9 protein-coding genes are annotated in these 17137 nt (G+C 66.2%); all 9 read right to left on the bottom strand.

Annotated elements, in window-relative coordinates; translation table 11 throughout:
• Positions 1–18: 18 nt before the first annotated feature.
• Positions 19–2331 (bottom strand): GH92 family glycosyl hydrolase, encoded by a 2313-nt coding sequence (locus SM191_RS03890; protein WP_341505051.1) that lies wholly within the window; start codon positions 2329–2331, stop codon positions 19–21.
• Complete coding sequence (locus SM191_RS03885; RefSeq protein ID WP_341505050.1) at positions 2328–3752, bottom strand: glycoside hydrolase family 125 protein; 1425 nt, start codon at positions 3750–3752, stop codon at positions 2328–2330. The genes SM191_RS03890 and SM191_RS03885 overlap by 4 nt, the downstream gene beginning before the upstream one ends.
• Positions 3749–6265 carry a glycoside hydrolase family 3 C-terminal domain-containing protein gene (locus SM191_RS03880; protein WP_341505049.1) on the bottom strand — a complete coding sequence of 839 codons (2517 nt, stop codon included), beginning with the start codon at positions 6263–6265 and terminating at the stop codon, positions 3749–3751. Before SM191_RS03880 ends, SM191_RS03885 begins: the two co-directional genes overlap by 4 nt.
• The gene (locus SM191_RS03875) at positions 6262–8859 is read right to left on the bottom strand and encodes a beta-mannosidase (RefSeq protein WP_341505048.1); all 2598 of its coding nucleotides are present in this window, start codon (positions 8857–8859) and stop codon (positions 6262–6264) included. The genes SM191_RS03880 and SM191_RS03875 overlap by 4 nt, the downstream gene beginning before the upstream one ends.
• Positions 8860–9114: 255 nt before the next feature.
• Complete coding sequence (locus SM191_RS03870) at positions 9115–10113, bottom strand: DUF3667 domain-containing protein (RefSeq protein ID WP_341505047.1); 999 nt, start codon at positions 10111–10113, stop codon at positions 9115–9117.
• Between the two features lie 79 nt (positions 10114–10192).
• A complete protein-coding gene (locus tag SM191_RS03865; protein WP_341505046.1) occupies positions 10193–11824 on the bottom strand; it encodes a Na+/H+ antiporter in 1632 nt (543 codons plus the stop codon).
• A 212-nt stretch (positions 11825–12036) separates the two neighbouring features.
• The gene (locus SM191_RS03860) at positions 12037–13065 is read right to left on the bottom strand and encodes a glycosyltransferase family 4 protein (RefSeq protein WP_341505045.1); all 1029 of its coding nucleotides are present in this window, start codon (positions 13063–13065) and stop codon (positions 12037–12039) included.
• Between the two features lie 20 nt (positions 13066–13085).
• Complete coding sequence (locus tag SM191_RS03855) at positions 13086–13970, bottom strand: UDP-2,3-diacylglucosamine diphosphatase (protein WP_341505074.1); 885 nt, start codon at positions 13968–13970, stop codon at positions 13086–13088.
• Between the two features lie 302 nt (positions 13971–14272).
• The gene (locus SM191_RS03850) at positions 14273–17086 is read right to left on the bottom strand and encodes a TonB-dependent receptor (protein ID WP_341505044.1); all 2814 of its coding nucleotides are present in this window, start codon (positions 17084–17086) and stop codon (positions 14273–14275) included.
• Between the last annotated feature and the right edge of the window lie 51 nt (positions 17087–17137).

The following is a 17137-nucleotide window of genomic DNA, read 5'->3' as shown; positions in this document are numbered from 1 at the left end:
AGGCGGCTCCGGGAGGGATCAGGCGGGCAGGTGGTCGAAGGAGGGCGGGCGGTCCTTGGGGTTGCGACCAAAGGCGCGGTTGGGCTGCGCGCCCATGGTGAAGGACAGGGTGCCGCCCTTGGACAGCGTCGCATGGTCGATCCAGCTCTTGGTCCAGGGACGACCGTTCCAGGTCACCGACTGGATATAGGGCGTGGTCGGACCATTGCCCTTGGCCTCGATGGTCAGGGTTCGATCCCCGCCCATCGCCACCTGTGCCCGATCGAACAGCGGACCGCCGAACACATAGGCGCCGCTGACCGGATCGACCGGATAGAAGCCGAGCGCGGAAAAGAGGAACCACGCGCTCATCTGGCCGCAATCGTCATTGCCGATGATGCCGTCGGGGGCGTTCTTGTACATCTCGGTCAGCAGGCGGCGGACCATGGCTTGGGTTTTCCACGGCGCGCCGACATAGGCGTAGAGATAGGCGGCATGCTGGTCCGGCTCATTGCCATGCGCATATTGTCCGACCAGCCCCGAAATGTCCGGCGGCGCGTTCTTGGGCAGCGTCGAGGGCGCGCTGAACAACTCGTCCAGCTTGGCCTCGAACTTGGCATCGCCGCCCATGTGGCGGATCAGGCCGTACACGTCATGCTGGTTGAGGAAGGTCGCCTGCCAGCCATTGGCCTCGGTATAATCCCGCCACCAGGGCTTGGGCATATGGCCGAGTTGGACGGGATCATAATCCTTCCACCAGCTACCGTCATCGAAGCGCGGACGGGCGAAACCGATCGAGGGATCGATGACGTTGCGCCAATTGCCCGAGCGCTTGAGGAGGCGGTCCGCCTCGGCCGTCTTGCCGACCCGGCGCGCGATGTGCGACGCGGCCCAGTCGTCATAGGCATATTCCTGCGTCCGGCTGACGCTTTCGAACCATTTGTCGGCGGGGACATAGCCCTTGGCGTCGTACAGGTCGCGGCCCTTGCTATTGTCCAGATCGGGCGCGGAGAAGTCGAAGCTGCGCTTGGCGATGCCGGGCCAGGCGGCGGCGTAATCGGCGGGAATGCCCTTCACCATCGCCTCGGCCATGATCGGCGTGCCGTGCCAGCCGATCATGATGCCCGTTTCCTTGCCCTGAAGCGTCCAGACCGGCGGGCCGTAGAGGCTCTGTTGGGTCTGGCGGATGACGTCCTCGATCAGCTTCCTGGCCTGTTCGGGCTGGGTCAGGATCAGCCAGGGGTGCAGCGCGCGGTACGTGTCCCAGGTGGAATAGGTGCTGTAGGCGAACTGGCCAGCGGGTGTCGTGTGCACCCGCCCGTCCAGCCCGACGTAACGCCCGTCCACGTCGGAGAAGAGCGTCGGCGCGATCAGCGTGTGGTAATTGGCCGAGGCCATGATCGTCCGCTGATCCGGCGTCCCGCCCTCGACCCGGACCCCGCCCAGCGCGGTCGCCCAGTGGCGTTGCGCCGCCTCCAGCACGCGACCGAAGTCCCAATGCGACGCCTCCGCCGCCAGATTGGCCTTCGCCCCCGCCACATCGACTGCCGAGATGCCGCAACGGATCAGCAGCGGCGCATCGCCCAGTTCGTCGAAATGGAGCGCCGCCTTCAACCGGTTGCCCTTGGCGTTGGTGCCCGCAACCGGCGCATCGCCGTCACCATAAAGCTGGATACGGCTCGGCCTCTTCGACAATTGCATCGCGAAGAAGATGCGCCGTCCCTTGGCCCAGCGGAACACGCGGCGGGTGCCGGTGATCGTGCCGTCGGGCTCGATAGTCAGCTCGGCATCGGTGATCAGCGGCCTGGCATCGCTTTTGTCGAGGACCAGATGCGACAGGTCGATCAGGACATGGCCCGGCCCCTTGGGATAGGTATAACGGTGCCACCCCGTCCGCTCGGTCACGGTCAGTTCGGCCAGAACGCCGGACTCCAGCTTCACCCGGTAATAGCCGGGTTCGGCCATCTCGTCGGAGTAGCGCTGGCGATAGCCTTCGTCCAGGTTGGACAGCGGCCCCGGCACCAGCTTCAATTCCCCGCGCGTCGGCACCACCAGCACGTCCAGCATGTCGCCGATCCCGGTGCCCGACAAATGGGTATGGCTGAACCCCATGATCGAGCCGTCGCCATCGTGATAGCCCGAACAGGTGTCCCAGCGCTCGACATCGGTGTCGGGGCTCAACTGCACCATGCCGAAGGGCAGGACCGCGCCGGGATAGGTATGACCGTCGCCGCCCGTCCCGACGAACAAATTGGGGCGGGTCGGTAAGGTGGGCAGGCTGGCCATCACGCCGCGAATGGGGAGGGCGGCGAGCGCGGTTCCGGCCAGGAGCGCGCGGCGGCTCAGGATCATGCAAAGGTCTCCCGCAGGACTTCCGGCCTTATGGCCGCGACATGGACGACCAGTTCGCCGAACAGGCCATTGGCCCAGGCGAACCAGTCGCGCGTGAACTTGGTGGGATCGTCGATATCGACCCCTTCGTGAATGAAGCCGGTTCCGCCGTGCGACTGCCGGATCATGGCGAGGCTCGCGCGAAGCAATGCCGGATCGGTCGAGGTCAGCGCGCGGGTGACGACCGACATGGGCCAGACCTGGCCCGGCCCGGTATGGGGGCCGCCGATGCCGCTGATTGCCCGCCCCTCGAAATACCAGGGATTGTTCCGGCTCCAGCAGGCCGCGACGGTGCGCTGCCACAGCGGATCGGCGGGATCGACGCAGCCCAGATAGGCGAGGCCGGAGAGCGAGGGCACATTGGCGTCGTCCATGAAGACGGCATTGCCATAGCCATCGACCTCATAGGCCCAGACCCGCTCGCCATTCGGCAGCGTCATCGTGCCGAACTGCCTGAGCGCGGTTTCGACTTCGGCACCGAGGGCTGTCGCATCCTGCGCCAAGGCGGCCTCCCCGACCGCGTTCGACAGCGCGGCGAGTTCCCGAAGCACCGTCATCGCGAACAGATTGGCGGGCACGAACTGCCCGTACAGGCACGCATCGTCCGAGGGGCGGAAGCTCGAATGGATCATGCCATTGGGCCGGGTCGGCAGGCCGGTGCCGCGATACAGTGTCTCGGTCGGCTCGGGCGCGGACCGCCGGAAGCGATAGGGGCCGGGGCCATCCTTGCGCTGCTGCTCGCGGAAGGTCTTCACGATCAGCGCGGCGGAGGCCTTCCACTCCGCATCGAACGGCGTCGTGTCCCCCGTTTCGCGCCAATAGCCATAGGCCAGCCGGATCGCGTAGCAGAGCGAGTCGATCTCCCATTTCCGCTCGGCGACGCCGGGTTTCATTTCGGTATCGTCGCTCAGCGCCCATTTCAGGTTCGTCCGGGCGCTCGGGTCCTGCATGAAGGCATTGGCGTAAGGATCGATCAGGATCGACCGCGCCTGTCGCCCGATCAGCCCCCGGAAGAGCCGCCCCAGCGCCGGGTCGCGCTTCACGAGGTGAAGGTACGGCCGCAACTGCGCCGCCGAATCCCGCAGCCAAAGGCACGGAATGTCGCCGGTGATGACGAAGGCATCCGGCTTGCCATTCACCTCGCCCAGCGACAGGACGGTGGTGTCGAGCGTGTTGGGATAGCAGTTGCCGAACATCCAGCGGAGTTCGGGGTCGGCGATCATCTTCGAGACGCGGGTGATCTCCGCCTCGACCGCCTTCGACACGAAGCGGCGTTCGGCCACCGGCGGTCGCTTGCTGATAAGCGAAGGCGCGGCGGCGAAGGCCGGGGCGGCGGCCAGCGCCGCGCCCCCGGCGATCAGTTCACGACGGCTGGGCCTCACTTGGGCAGGTCCTGCGCCTGACCGGTGACGGTGAACTGCGTCCACTGGCCCACGCCGTCACCCGGCTGGCCGCCGCCGATATAGAGCTTGTACGTACCCGGCAGGATGCGGCGGCTGCCGTCGCGCCATACCTGGCTCATCAGGCGCGGATCGATGGTGAAGCGCGCGGTGCCCGCCTGGCCGGGCTTGAGCGCGACACGGGTGAAGCCGACCAACTGGCGTTGCAGCACGGGGTCGGTCATCACCGGCTTCTCGTCGGTCGAGGGCGGGACCAGATAGGCTTGCGCGACTTCCTCGCCGCTGCGCTGGCCGATATTGCGCAACTGCACCGCGACCTCGACCGGCTGGCCGACGGCGACGCTGGCGGTCACGCTCGGCTGGCCATAGTCGAATTTGGTGTAGCTGAGGCCATGGCCGAAGCCCCAGGCGGGCTTGCCGGTGAAATAGCGATAGGTCCGCTCCTTCATGCCGTAATCGGCGAAGGCGGGCAGGTCGGCGGTCGATCGATAGATGGTGACGGGCAGGCGACCCGAAGGGTTCACGTCGCCCGAAAGGATCTCGGCCAGCGCCGTGCCGCCCTCGGCCCCCGGATAAAAGGCCGCCAGCGTCGCGGCGGGCTTGATGTCACCCAGCGACACCGCCGAGCCCGACACGACGACCGCAACCACCGGCTTGCCGGTCGCCTGGAGCGCGGCGAGCAGCTTGCGCTGCATCTCGGGCAGCACGATGTCGGTGCGGTCGCCCCCTGCGAAACCGGGGACCGAGACGCCCAGCGCCTCGCCCTCCAGATCGGGCGACAGGCCGACCACCGCGACCAGCACATCGGCATCGCCCGCGACCTTCAACGCCTCGGCCTGAAGCGCCTCGGCGGGGGGGAGCCATTGCAGGCGGAAACCTTCGTCGCCGCCCTTATGGTCGATCTCGACGCGGATGCGGCGCTGCGCGCTGCCGTCGATCGCGGTTTCCAGCGTCTTGCCGCCGATCACGTCGTCGATAACCAGTTGGTCGTCGATATAGAGCTTCACCGCGTCATGCGCCGGGCAGGCATGCCAGCAGGCCGGGCCGTCGAGCCGCAGACGATACTGGCCCGGCCCCGGCGGGGTCAGCGTGCCGGTCCAGCGGCGCTGGAAGGGCGCGGTCTTGGTATAGTTGAAGTCGATGCGGCGGTCCTGACCCGCCGCCGACCACTGGCCGTTCGCGCCCAGTGTCTCGACGGCGAGGCCGGTCTTGCCGTTCGCCGACAGCGCGGTTTCGGGGACGCCGACGAACGCCCCCTCGGCCAGCACCGAGCCTTGCGCATAGCGGACATCGCGCCCGAACTTCGCGCGGATGCCCTCCAGCGGCGTCACCGGGTTGATCGCGGTGCCGTGGTAATTGCCCTCCAGCACGCCCAGATCATCGGCATTCGCACCGAACACCGCGATCCGCTTGCCCTTGAGCGGCAGCAGGTCGCTCGGATTGTCGAGCAGGATGATGCCCTTGCGCGCCGTCTCCAGCGCCAGCGCGCGATTGGCGGGGGTGGCGAGTTGGCTGGGCTTGATCCGGTTCCATGGGCTATCGACCGTCAGCATGTGCCGGACCGCCAGCGCACGGGCCAGCGCGGTGTCGATCTCCGCCTCGGTCACCAGGCCGCGCTTCACCCCTTCGGGCAGCGACAGATAGGCCTTGCCGCAATTCAGGTCGGTCCCCGCGCGCAAAGCCGCCGCCGCCGCCGCGGGCGCGTCGGGCTGGGCATGGTGGAACATCCAGATATTGCCGACCGCGTCGCAGTCCGACACGACCAGCCCGTTGAACCCCCAATCGGTGCGCAGCCGCTGGGTCAGCAGCATCGGGCTGGCGCAGACCGGCGTGCCGTGGATCGCATTGTACGCGCACATCAGCGACAGCGCCTGCCCCTCGGTGATCGTCGCGCGGAAGGCGGGAAGATAGGTCGCCTCCAGATCGCGCGGGGACACCATCACGTCGAAGCTGTCGCGCCCGCCCTCCGGCCCCGAATGGACCGCGAGATGCTTGACGGTGGCGATGACCTTGGGGTGCTTGAGGTCCGGCCCTTGCAGGCCACGGACGAAGGCGATGCCGATGCGGCTGGTGAGGAAGGGGTCCTCGCCATAGGTTTCCTGACCCCGTCCCCAGCGCGGATCGCGGAAGATGTTGATGTTGGGCGACCAGATGGTGAGCCCCTGATACAGCCCGCGATCGGCGTTCAGCGGCCGGGAATTGAACTTCGCGCGCGCCTCGACCGCGACGACATCGCCGACCTTCTGGATCAGTGCGGGATCCCAGGTGGCGGCCATGCCCATCGCCTGCGGAAAGACGGTCGAGGGCCCGTTGCGCGCGATGCCGTGCAGCCCCTCGCTCCACCAGTCATAGGCGGGCAGGTCGAGCGCGGGTTCGGCGGGGGCCTCGTTGACCAGTTGCGCCGCCTTCTGCTCGATGGTCAGCTTCCGTGCGGCTTCGGGAAGGGCGGGGGGAGCAGCCTGACCGGCGGCGGCGAGGAGGAGGAAGGGGATCACTGGGCGTCCTTCGGACCGAGGGTGTAGATGGCAAGCGTGCGCGCCAGCGTGGCGGCGTCCGCGTCACTCCGAATGGTGAGCGTGATGCTCTCGCCTGGCAACAGGTCGAAGCCATCGTCGGACGGTTCGGCGGCGATGGTGCCGAAATTGACCTGCACCTGCCGCGCGAGGTTGCGCGCGCTCAGCGTCAATTGCTTGCCCTCCCAGCGGGCGGTGATGCCGGGGGCGGGATAGGCCATGTCGCGCGGCACCTTCCGCTCGACGATCTGGCGCGCGATCGCCTTGTCGCCGTCGAACAGTTCGGCGACGGCGTAGCTGCCTTCGGGCGCGGCATTGGCGAACAGCGCTGCGTCGGGAATCATCGCGACATCGCTGGCCGAGGCGGCGGCCATGGTCACGCCGCCCGATTGCGAGCCCAGCTTGCGGCCGTCCATCGCATAGCCGGTGACGCGCCAGCCCAGCGGCTTGGGCGTCGTGGCGTCCGACACCAGGGCGATCCGGGTCGCACCGGGCTTCGTCTCGGCCACGATGGTCTGCGGCGCGAAGAAGCGGCGGACCTCGTGCTGGAGCATCTTGTCATGCCCGGTCCAGTCGATGCTCGACCAACTGATCGCGGGCCAGCTATCGTTGAGTTGCCAGTAAAGCGAACCCAGCGTCACCGGGCGGCAGGCGCGGTGATGGCGCGCGGCAAGGCCGATGGCGCGCGCCTGCATCGCTTGGGACAGATAGACCAGATCGGCAAAGTCGCGCGGGTCGCGCAGATTCTGCTTCAGGTAGAAGGTGATGCGGTCATTGCCTTCACCGCTCAGGAACTTCTGGTGCGCCTTCATTACCGGGCTGTCGATGCGGAAGTCCGCCGGGTCGGCGAAGGTCGCGATGGTCGACAGGTCGGGGAAGGCCTGGAAGCCATATTCCGACATGAAGCGTGGGCAGCTGTCGGTATAGCGCTCGACCGGCTTGGAGCCCGACCAGACGTCCCAGAAATGGCGGTCGCCATCCTTGTCTGTGTCGGTCGGCCCCTCATAATCGGTGGAGGGCGAGCCCGGCCAATAGGGGATGCCGGGTGAATTCTTCGTCACCGCTTCGCGCAGCACGCGGTCGAACAGCACCGCCATGCCGGTGCCGATCCGTTCCTGTTCGTCCGGGCCGACCGCCTTCTTGAACGCCTTGCGATCCGACCAGTTTTCCCAGCCCGACAACACCTCGTTATTGCCCGCCCAGATGACCAGCGAGGGGTGCGATTGCAGGCGCGCGACCTGTTCCTCGGCCTCGATGCGGACATTCTCGCGGAACTTCGCGTCGGGGGGCGTCACGCTGCCGCCGAACATGAAGTCCTGCCAGACCATCAGGCCCAGTTCGTCGGCGGCGTCGTAGAAGCTGTGCTCGGGATAATAGCCCCCGCCCCAGATGCGGACCATGTTCATGTTCGCGGCGACCGCCTTTTCCAGCATCTGTCGCTCGGTCGCGGCGGAGACGCGCGCGGGGAAGGCGTCGAAGGGGATGACGTTGGTCCCCTTGGCGAAGATCACGTTGCCGTTGATCTTCAACCCGAAGCTACCCCCTTCACGGACCAGTTCGACGGTGCGCAGGCCGGTGCGCTTCTCCACCGCATCCGCGCCCGCCAGCGTGGCGTTGACGGTGTAGAGCGGATGCGCGCCGAAGCCGATGGGTTGCCAGCGCTGTGGGCGGGCGATCGAGACGGGGACGGTCACGTCATTCTCGCCCGCCTGCAGCGCGACCTCGCGGCGGACCCGGATGCGGCGACCATCGGGTCCGGTGACGGTGACGTCCATCCGCCCGGTCTGGGCACGGTCCGCCACCACCGAAGCGCGGGCGAGGATACGTGCCTCGGCATCGGTCAGTGCCTCCTGCTCGATGCGCAGGCCATCGATCCGCGCGGCGTCCCACGCCTCCAGCCGGACCGAGCGCCAGATGCCGATATCGACGATGCGCGGTGCCCAGTCCCAGCCATATTGGTATTTCGGCTTGCGGATATAGGGGGAGGTCTGAACGCCCTTGGGCTCGTCGCCATAGGGGGAGTCGTACTCACCGGGCAGCGGATGCTTCTCGGCCAGCACCATCGGCTGGAGCGTCTTGATCGGCGAGGCGAAGGTGACGACGATCTCGTTCGCGCCAGCCTTGAGCAACGGCTTGGCATCCGCGCGCCAGCGGCGATGCGCGTTGTCGGCGGACAGCAGCGTCCGACCGTTCACGCTGACGGTCGCGAAAGTGTCCAACCCCTCGAACACCAGGTCAAGGTGATCGCGGCGGAACATCTCCGGCGTGACGTTCAGCGAGGTCCGATACTGCCAGCCGGTCAGCCCCGCCCATTGGATCGGCGCTTCGTTCGCGCCCTTATAGGGATCGGGGACGATCTTGGCGGCGATCAGGTCCTGCTGCACGCTGCCCGGCACCGTCGCGGCCAGCCAGTTCGCCGCTTGGGGGTGCGCACGCGCGGCCTCTGCGTCCTTCGGATCGATCCGCACTTGCCAGCGGTCGAGTGTCGCCACCGTCTTGGGCGCGGCCAGCGCGGGGAAGGCCATGGGCAGGGGGAGGGCGAGTGCGGCCAGGATCAGGCCGAGGCGATGTTTCAAGCGGATGCTCCCAGAAGCTGACGGCTTCGCAGGTGCCGCGAGCGGCAAGCCGATGGGTGAAATTCCCTGCAATGTCAGGCTCGTCTTCGGCACCCGCATCCCCCTTGCTTACCGGCTTATCATGCGCCGGTATTCTCATGATATGTTTTGGTATCATGGCAAGGCGGACCAAGGGCGTCCACCCTTTTATGAGTTCGCGAGCATCGCACCGGCGATGCAACCGATTGGCGGGTTACTGACGGGCGGCAGGCGGGTTCAGTGCGCGATACCGAGCGCCAGCAATCCAATCACCCAGAGCAGCAGGACAAGCTCCGCCATCACGCACAATATGATGGTCATGACCAGGCCGGACAGCCAGCCCAGCCCATAGGCCCCGCGCGTCTGGAAGAAGAGATGGACCGGGAAGGCGAGCAGCAGAAAGGCCTCGCCCGGCAGATGCGCCAGCTTCGCCCACAGGATCATCATCGCGAGCAACAGGCTGACGAAGCTGAGCGAATAGGTGACGAAGACCGCATGGTCGAACATCGCCACGCCGCGCTTCCAGATGAAGACCAGCCCCATGAAGGGCATCGACAACAGGATCAGCGCCCAGGAGAATTTATAGCCATTGGCCTCCATCTTGAAGAGGAGGAATTCCGGGTCGCGAATGGCATGGGCCAGCTTTTCGTCGAGCGATTTCCAGCCCGTTATGACCCGCTCTTCATGCTCGCCGTCGCCCGACGCACTCGCCTTCGTCGCGCCACCGCCCAATGCGGTGCTGGTCAGTTCGAGCTGGCGATAGCGCTCCGCCAGCCGCGCACGCTCCTGGTCGACCGCCGCTACATCGCCCTTGTCGGCGAGGATGCTCGATCGCTGGCGGTCGAGCGCGGCGATCTGGCCCTGCGTCTTGACCGCCTCGGCATGGATTTCGGTCGCCGCTTCCCGCGCGTCCGAGGCGTTGATCGACCCGAATCCCCCGAATATCGAATAGGCGACGTACAATAGGAAGACGCTGAACAGATAGAGCGCCAATGGCGACAGAAAGCGTCGCCGCTCACCCGCGATATAGCGGCGGGTCAACTCGCCGGGCCTGGTGACGAGCATCGCTATCGTCCGCCACACCTGCCCCTCGATATGCAGCACGCCGTGGCTGAAATCATGCCACCATGCGCCCAGAGTCCGGTGGATATGCGAGGACTGGCCGCAATCATGGCAATAATGCCCGACCAGCGTCGCGCCGCAGTTCAGGCAGTTTTCCCCGACATTCCCGTGCATCCCACACCCCTCGACGCGAACCCCGTTGGCGAGACACGATAATTTTCGCGACCGCGCAAGCGCAAAGATGACGGCCGCGTCAGCTTTGCGCGGAGAGGCGCGTGTCGATCAGGTCGAGTTCACGCCCCAGTTTCTGTGCCGTGCCGGAGCCGATCATCCGTGCGTTGAGCATCTCGAACACCACCCGCCGCTCGGCACGGATCGCGGCGAGGCGCATCTTGCGCTCGACCTCTTCGAAACGCTTGGCATCGGGATCGAAGTCGCCTTCCAGCGTGTCGATCCGGCTGCGATAGCCGTCCATCAGGCGCGAGGCGATCTCGACATATTGGTCGGCATCGTCGCGCCCCTCCGCCATTTCGTGCTGGAGCCGCTCCAGTTCGGCGATGGCGGCCTTGGCGGCGGCGACGCGGGTGCGGTCGAGTTCGCTGGCTCCGTCTTCGCTCGGCAAGGCGAGCCCGCGCAGCAACAGCGGCAGGGTCAGGCTGGCGATGACCAGCGATGACAGGATGACACCACAGGCGAGGAAGATCACCAGATCGCGCGCCGGAAAGGGCGTGCCGTCGGTCAGCGTCAGCGGCAGGGTCAGCGCACCCGCCAGCGTGATCGCCCCGCGCGCACCCGCCACCGACATGGCGGTGATGACCCGGCGCGGCGGGCTGGCGCGGACGGGAATGTGGCGCTGGCGGAACAGGGTCAGGCGCAGCGCGACCCAGGTCCAGGCGAAGCGCAATGCCGCCAGCCCCGCGACGATGGCGAGCACGTACAGGCCCAGCCACCAGACGCTGTCATGCCCGGTCAGCATCACCGTGTCGCGCGCGCCGGCGAAGACCTGCGGCAATTGCTCGCCGAGCAGCACGAAGATGATGCCGTTCAGCGTGAATTGCAGCATGTCCCACACCGCCTGCCGCCGGATGCGGGTCGCGGCCTTGGCCCCGGACGAGACGTTGGTGAAGGACATGGCGATACCCGCCGCCGCCGCCGCCAGCACGCCCGAACTTTCGATATGCTCGGCGACCAGATAGGCGGCGAAGGGGATCAGCAGGCTGACGAGAATATTCGATCCGCTGTCATCGCCGAAGCGGCGGGCGAACAGCCCCTTGGCGGTGATCGTGCCCCAGGCGATCGCGACGCCCAGGCCGACGCCCGACACCGCCATCCACAGGAAGGTAAGACCCGCTCCGGTCAGCGAAAACGCCCCCGTCAGCGCCGCCGCCACCGCGAAGCGCAGGCAGACGAGACCCGACGCATCGTTGAGCAGCGATTCGCCCTCCAGAATGTGCATCATCCTTTTGGGAATCGGCGCCTTTTGCGCGATGGCGGACACCGCGATCGGATCGGTCGGCGACACCACGGCGGCGAGCGCGAAGGCGACCGCATAGGGCATGGCCGGGATCATCCAGTGGATGAACAGCCCCATGCCCAGCACCGTCAGGAACACCAGCCCCAGCGCCAGCCCCAGCACCGCGCCCGCGTCGCGAAACAATTCGTCCTTCGGAATGCGCCAGCCGTCGAGGAAGAGGAGCGGCGGCACGAACAAGAGGAAGAAGATTTCCGGATCAAGCTCCACCCGGATTTGCGCGATGCCCCCGATCACCGCGCCCAGCGCGATCTGCACCAGCGGGCGTGGCAGCGCCGAGGGCAACAGGCGGGAGATGACACCGCTCAACACCACGGCGAGCAGGAGAAACAGGCTGAGCGTAATGACGTCCAATCGGGGACCTTTCGGGTGCAGCGGTTGGAGCGGCCATGGCGACGAGCGGCACGACCGAAAAATCAGCGACAGGCGGGCCAAACCCGCACCGAATCGCGCGAAGCCCATGAATGACATGGGCGGCAAGGGTGGTTCAACCCGTTAAACGGGTTTTCGGGGGAGGGGGTGGTGGTTTGGGCCTCTTCCTCCCCTCGCAGGGGAGGAAGAGCGACCTACGCCGCCATGCGTAGGCTTCGGTCGATCGGGGCGAGGGCCGCCAGGAATTGTTCGGCGCTCGCCCGCCAAGTGAAGCCCTGCCCATAGGCCGCACAGCGATCGCGATCGAGCGTCAGGGCTTTCGTGATGGCCCGCTCCAGTGCCTCGTCCATCACCCCGACCTGGGGGTTCAGCACATCCAGCGGCCCCTGCACCGGCAGCGCGGCGACCGGCGTGCCGCAAGCGAGCGCCTCGATCATCACCAGTCCGAAGGTGTCGGTCCGGCTTGGGAAGACGAACACATCCGCCGCGCGGTAGATGGCGGCCAGATCCTGACCGAACTTGGCGCCCAGGAAGTGAACCTGCGGATATTCCGCCGCCAAGGCCGCGCGGGCCGGGCCGTCGCCGACCACGACCTTCGATCCCGGTCCATCGGTCGCGAGGAAGGCGGCGATGTTCTTCTCCACCGCGACGCGGCCCGCATAAAGCTGGACCGGGCCGGGCAGGGCGCGGACGACGCCGTCGCTTGGGCCATCGGCGCGGAACAGCGTGGTATCCACCCCGCGCCCCCAATGGCGGCTTTGCGGCAGGCCATGCGCCGCCAGCGCCCGCGCCACGCTGGGCGTCGAGGCGAGGATCGCGGCGGAGGGCGCATGGAACCAGCGGACATAGCGCCAGACGAACTCCGGGCTGACCGCCCGTATGCGCGCCGCGACATATTCGGGAAACTGGGTGTGATAGGCGGTCGTGAAGGGCAGCCCCCGGCTCAGGCACCAGCGGCGCGCCGACAGTCCCAGCGGCCCCTCGGTCGCGATATGGACCGCTTCGGGCCGGAACGCCGCCAGCGTCCGCCCGACTTCGCCCGGCCTGGGCAAAGCCAAGCGGATTTCGGGATAGGTGGGGCAGGGGACCGAGGGGTAAAGATCGGGCGAGACGATCGACAGGTCATGCCCCATCGCGCGCAACTCCGCCGCGACCGATTGCAGCGTGCGGACCACGCCGTTCACCTGCGGCGACCAGGCGTCGGTAACGATCGCGATGCGCATGACCCGTCCGTCCCTCTCGTTCAGGCGGCGATGGCGGCGACCGTCGGCAGATTGCGCCGCGCCTCCATCTCATCGCCCCAGTGCAGGATTTCCATCGTGCCGTCGAAATGCTCGACCAGCGCGGTGCAACCCTCCACCCAGTCGCCGTCATTATAATAAGTGACGCCGCCGATCTCACGGATTTCTGCGGTGTGGATATGGCCGCACACCACCCCGTCGACACCGCGCGCGCCCGCCGCATGAGCGACGACTTCCTCGAAATGCGAGATGAAGGCGACGGCGTTCTTGACCTTGGCCTTGGCGTGCTTGGACAGCGACCAATAGGGGCGCTTCATCCACCGCCGGACGATGTTGACCCAGCGGTTCACCTCCATCAGAGCGGTATAGGCGAAGTCGCCGACATGGGCGAGCCAGCGATGCGCCAGGGTGATCGCGTCGAACTCGTCGCCATGCAGGATCAGCAGGCGGCGGCCGTCCGCCGTCTCGTGGATCGCCTTGCGACAGATGGCGATGCCGCCGAAGTCCATGCCGGTGAACTGGCGGAAGATCTCGTCGTGATTGCCGGGGATATAGACGACGCGGGTGCCCCGCTTGGCACGCTTGAGCAGACGCCAGACCACGTCGTTGTGCGCGGCGGGCCAGTAGAATTTCTTCTTCAGCCGCCAGCCATCGATCATATCGCCGACCAGATACATGGTTTCGCTGTCGACATGATCCAGAAAGTCGATCAGCATCTCTGCATTGCAGCCGCGCGTGCCGAGATGGACGTCCGAGATCCAGATGGTGCGATAACGGCGGCGTTCATTGCCTTCCGGCTCCGGCGTGACCGGCGCGCGGGGGATGAAGTCGAGAATGGCGGCGTCTTCGTGCAATGCGCCATCGATCGGAATGCTGGTCATCGGCATCGGCGTTCCCCCACGCTTGGGCGTCGATGCTGTCATGCCCGTCATCTGTTACACCCGCATCGCAGATCGGTGACAGAGGCAAAGCAGTTTCGTGACCGGTTCAAGTCATGGGCAAAGAAAAAGCCCGCCGATCCATGGGACCGACGGGCTGTCTCGACGAACCGAACTTCGTGTGTCTCACGCCCCTCCCGCAAGCGGGAGGGGATGGGGGAGGGCAGGGATTCTCACCGAGGCTATCGCCCGCGGCCTTTCCCTCCCCAAACCCCTCCCGCCTGCGGGAGGGGCTTAAGAAGAGAGGAAAGTTAGAACCGCACCGCCACGGCTGCGGAATAGGTCCGGCCGTTCTTATAGAAGGCGGTCGGACGGTCCGGCGTCGCGTTATACTGGTAATAGGTCTCGTCCAGCAGGTTCTGGGCGTTGAAGGTCAGCGTGATCTCCTTGGACAGGTTCACACCCGCCGAGAAGTCGAGCTGGCTGTACGGCGCCACCATCTCGCGCGAGCCCAAGCGACCGATCGTGCGGAAATAGCTCGAACGATAATTGTAGCTCAGGCGTGCCTGGAAGATCCCGCTTTCGAAGTACGGGATCACGTTGACGGTGTGCCGCGACAGATAGGGCAGGTTGAGCGCCGCACCCGTCGTGTCGACCGACGAGGTCGAGCTGTCTTGGTACGAATAGTTCGCCTGAATGCCGAAGCCGCCCCAGATTTCGGTCTGACCCGAAATCAGCGCGCCATTGACCTTCGCCTTGCCGCCATTGATCGGCTGGTTGATGTTATAGGTGGTCAGCGCACCCGCCAGCGTGTTGAAATACACCGCATTGGTGCGGGTGTTGATGATGTAGTTCGAGATGTCGCGACGGAACAGCTCGACCGCCACCAGCGAGCCGGCGCGCGGATACCATTCCGCCGTCAGTTCGTAATTGGTCGACTCATACGGCTTCAGGTTCGGATTGCCGCCGCCGCCATCGAGGGTGACGTTGTTGAGCGACAGAGATGCCGCCAGATCCTCATAGCGCGGCCGCGAGATCACCCGGGCGACCGCACCGCGCACGATCACCTGCGGGCTGATCGAATAGGCGAGGTTCACGCTGGGCAGGAACTTCAGATAATCGGTGGTGGTCGTGGTGGGCACCGGCACCGGGTTGGTGAGGTTGCTCTGCGTCACTGCGTAGCGGGACTGGTCGCGGGTATAGACCAGACGGCCACCGATATTGCCGCGCAGGCCGCCCTGGTCGAAATTCGCCTGGACATAGGACGCCATGACCGTTTCGCGCACGCGGGTGGAGGCGCCGATCTTGTTGACCAGCGGGCTGTTGATCGCCTTGGACAGGATGTCGATCACCGCCTGGTCGGGCAGGTTCAGATACTGGGTCGCATTGCCCGAGCCGCCGGTTCCGTCGAACACGCCGCCCGGCGTGACCAGCGTGGGCACGCCCAGTTTGTCGGCGGTCATCGAAGTCGTCATATAGGTGTTGATGCCGCGCGCATCGAGCCGGTTGACGTGGTCGGTCACGCGGCTGCCCAGCAGGATCTGGGTGAAGGGGCCGAATTCGACCGGGATGGTCGCGTCATAGCCGCCGTAAATGTCACGGTCGGTGGTGACGCTGTAATCCAGCCCGCCGATCTGCGCGGCGTTCAGCGGCTGGCCGTTGACGATGACCGGACGGCCCTCGATCGTGGCGGCATTGTTGTTCGGATTGGTAAAATAATTGGCGGGGTTGGTCGGATCGCCGACATAGTTCACCGTCGCCGACTTCGGCCCGAACGCATAGCTGAACGGCAGCCTGGTCTGCACGTTGAACAGATATTCGGGGTTGCGGCCACCGACCGCGCGCGACCAGCCGCCCGCGAAGCTGACCTTCGCGCCGTCATCGCCTTCCCAATCGGCGAAGAAGTTGAGGTTGTCGGTCTTCAGCTTGGTCTTGCGGACCAACGTGTCGAGCTGCGACGACTGGCTGTTGGCCGCGCCGAAGCTGGCCGAGTTGACCGTGCCGTTGCTGACATTGGCAGTCTGCAACACGTCGCCGGTCCAGGCGCCGGGGATGGTGTACATCGACTGGCTGTAATTGTTGTAATTGCCGTCGATGTGCAGCCCGTTCAGGGTCAACGTCAGATTGTCTGCCGGGCGATACTGGATCGTGCCCGACACGCTGGCGCGCTCGCGGGTCTGCTGGAAATAGGCATAGTTGATGCCGAAAGGCAGATAGGCGTTGGCCAGATCCTGGCGCGTGCCGCCGGTGACCGTGGCGTTGGTATTCTTCAGCAGCGGCTGGCCGCCCGCATCGTAGATCAGCAGGGGGCGGCCGTCGGCGCCGCGCAGCGTCTCGTCCTTGGCGTTCTTCTGCGTCTGGAAGAAACGCTCGTCGCCGCGCTCATAGCCGAAGAACTCGACACCCGCGCGGGTCAGGCTCTGGCGGTCATAGGTGGCGGCGACCAGGAAGCCGAAATTGTCGGCCTGATTGTGCCAGCTATACAGGCCCGAGGCGCGGACATTGCCCTTTTCGGAACGGTCATTGTACGAATAGCCGCCCGAGGCGAAGACCGAATTGGGCGCGAGGTCGAGCGGACGACGGGTGCGCACGATGACCGTGCCGCCCAGGCTGCCTTCCTCGATGCGCGGTTCCGGCGACTTGTAGACTTCGAGGCGGTCGACCAGTTCGGGGGCGAGCAGCGAATAGTTGAAGGTACGGCTGGACGGGTCGTTGTCATTGCCGCCCCAGTCGGCCGAGGCCAGCGCGTGGCCGTCGAGCAGCATGCGGTTGAGCGCCGGATCGGTGCCCAGGATCGCGACCTTCTCGCCCTCGCCGAAGCGGCGGTCGATGCTGACGCCCGGGATGTGCGACAGCGATTCCGCGACGTTGCGGTCGGGGAACTTGCCCACGTCCTCGGCGGTGATCACGTCGACGACGGCGTTCGCCTCGCGCTTGACGTTGATGGCGTTGCGAAGGCTGCTGCGGATGCCGGTGACGACGACGTCGCCGCTGCTATCGGACTGATCGCTGCCCGGCGCGGTCTGCGTCGGCGCGTCGGCGGTCTGTCCGCTGGTCTGTGCGAAGGCGGTGCCCTGGATACCCGCGAGTGCGGTCGCGGTCAGGATGATGCTACGAAAGCTCAACACGCTGAAATCCCCCCAATTGCTGTCGCGCCATCTCGCGAAGCCTTGTCG

It is taken from the genome of Sphingomonas sp. 2378 (assembly GCF_038084995.1).
In the GTDB taxonomy this organism is placed as follows: Bacteria; Pseudomonadota; Alphaproteobacteria; order Sphingomonadales; family Sphingomonadaceae; genus Sphingomonas.
This window is presented reverse-complemented; position numbering and strand designations above follow the sequence as displayed.

Coding starts and splice junctions, on each gene's coding strand:
- SM191_RS03890 (WP_341505051.1), bottom strand. CDS start 2,331: ATGATCCTGAGCCGCCGCGCGCTCCTGGCCGGAACCGCGCTCGCCGCC.
- SM191_RS03870 (WP_341505047.1), bottom strand. CDS start 10,113: ATGCACGGGAATGTCGGGGAAAACTGCCTGAACTGCGGCGCGACGCTG.
- SM191_RS03860 (WP_341505045.1), bottom strand. CDS start 13,065: ATGCGCATCGCGATCGTTACCGACGCCTGGTCGCCGCAGGTGAACGGC.
- SM191_RS03855 (WP_341505074.1), bottom strand. CDS start 13,970: ATGCCGATGACCAGCATTCCGATCGATGGCGCATTGCACGAAGACGCC.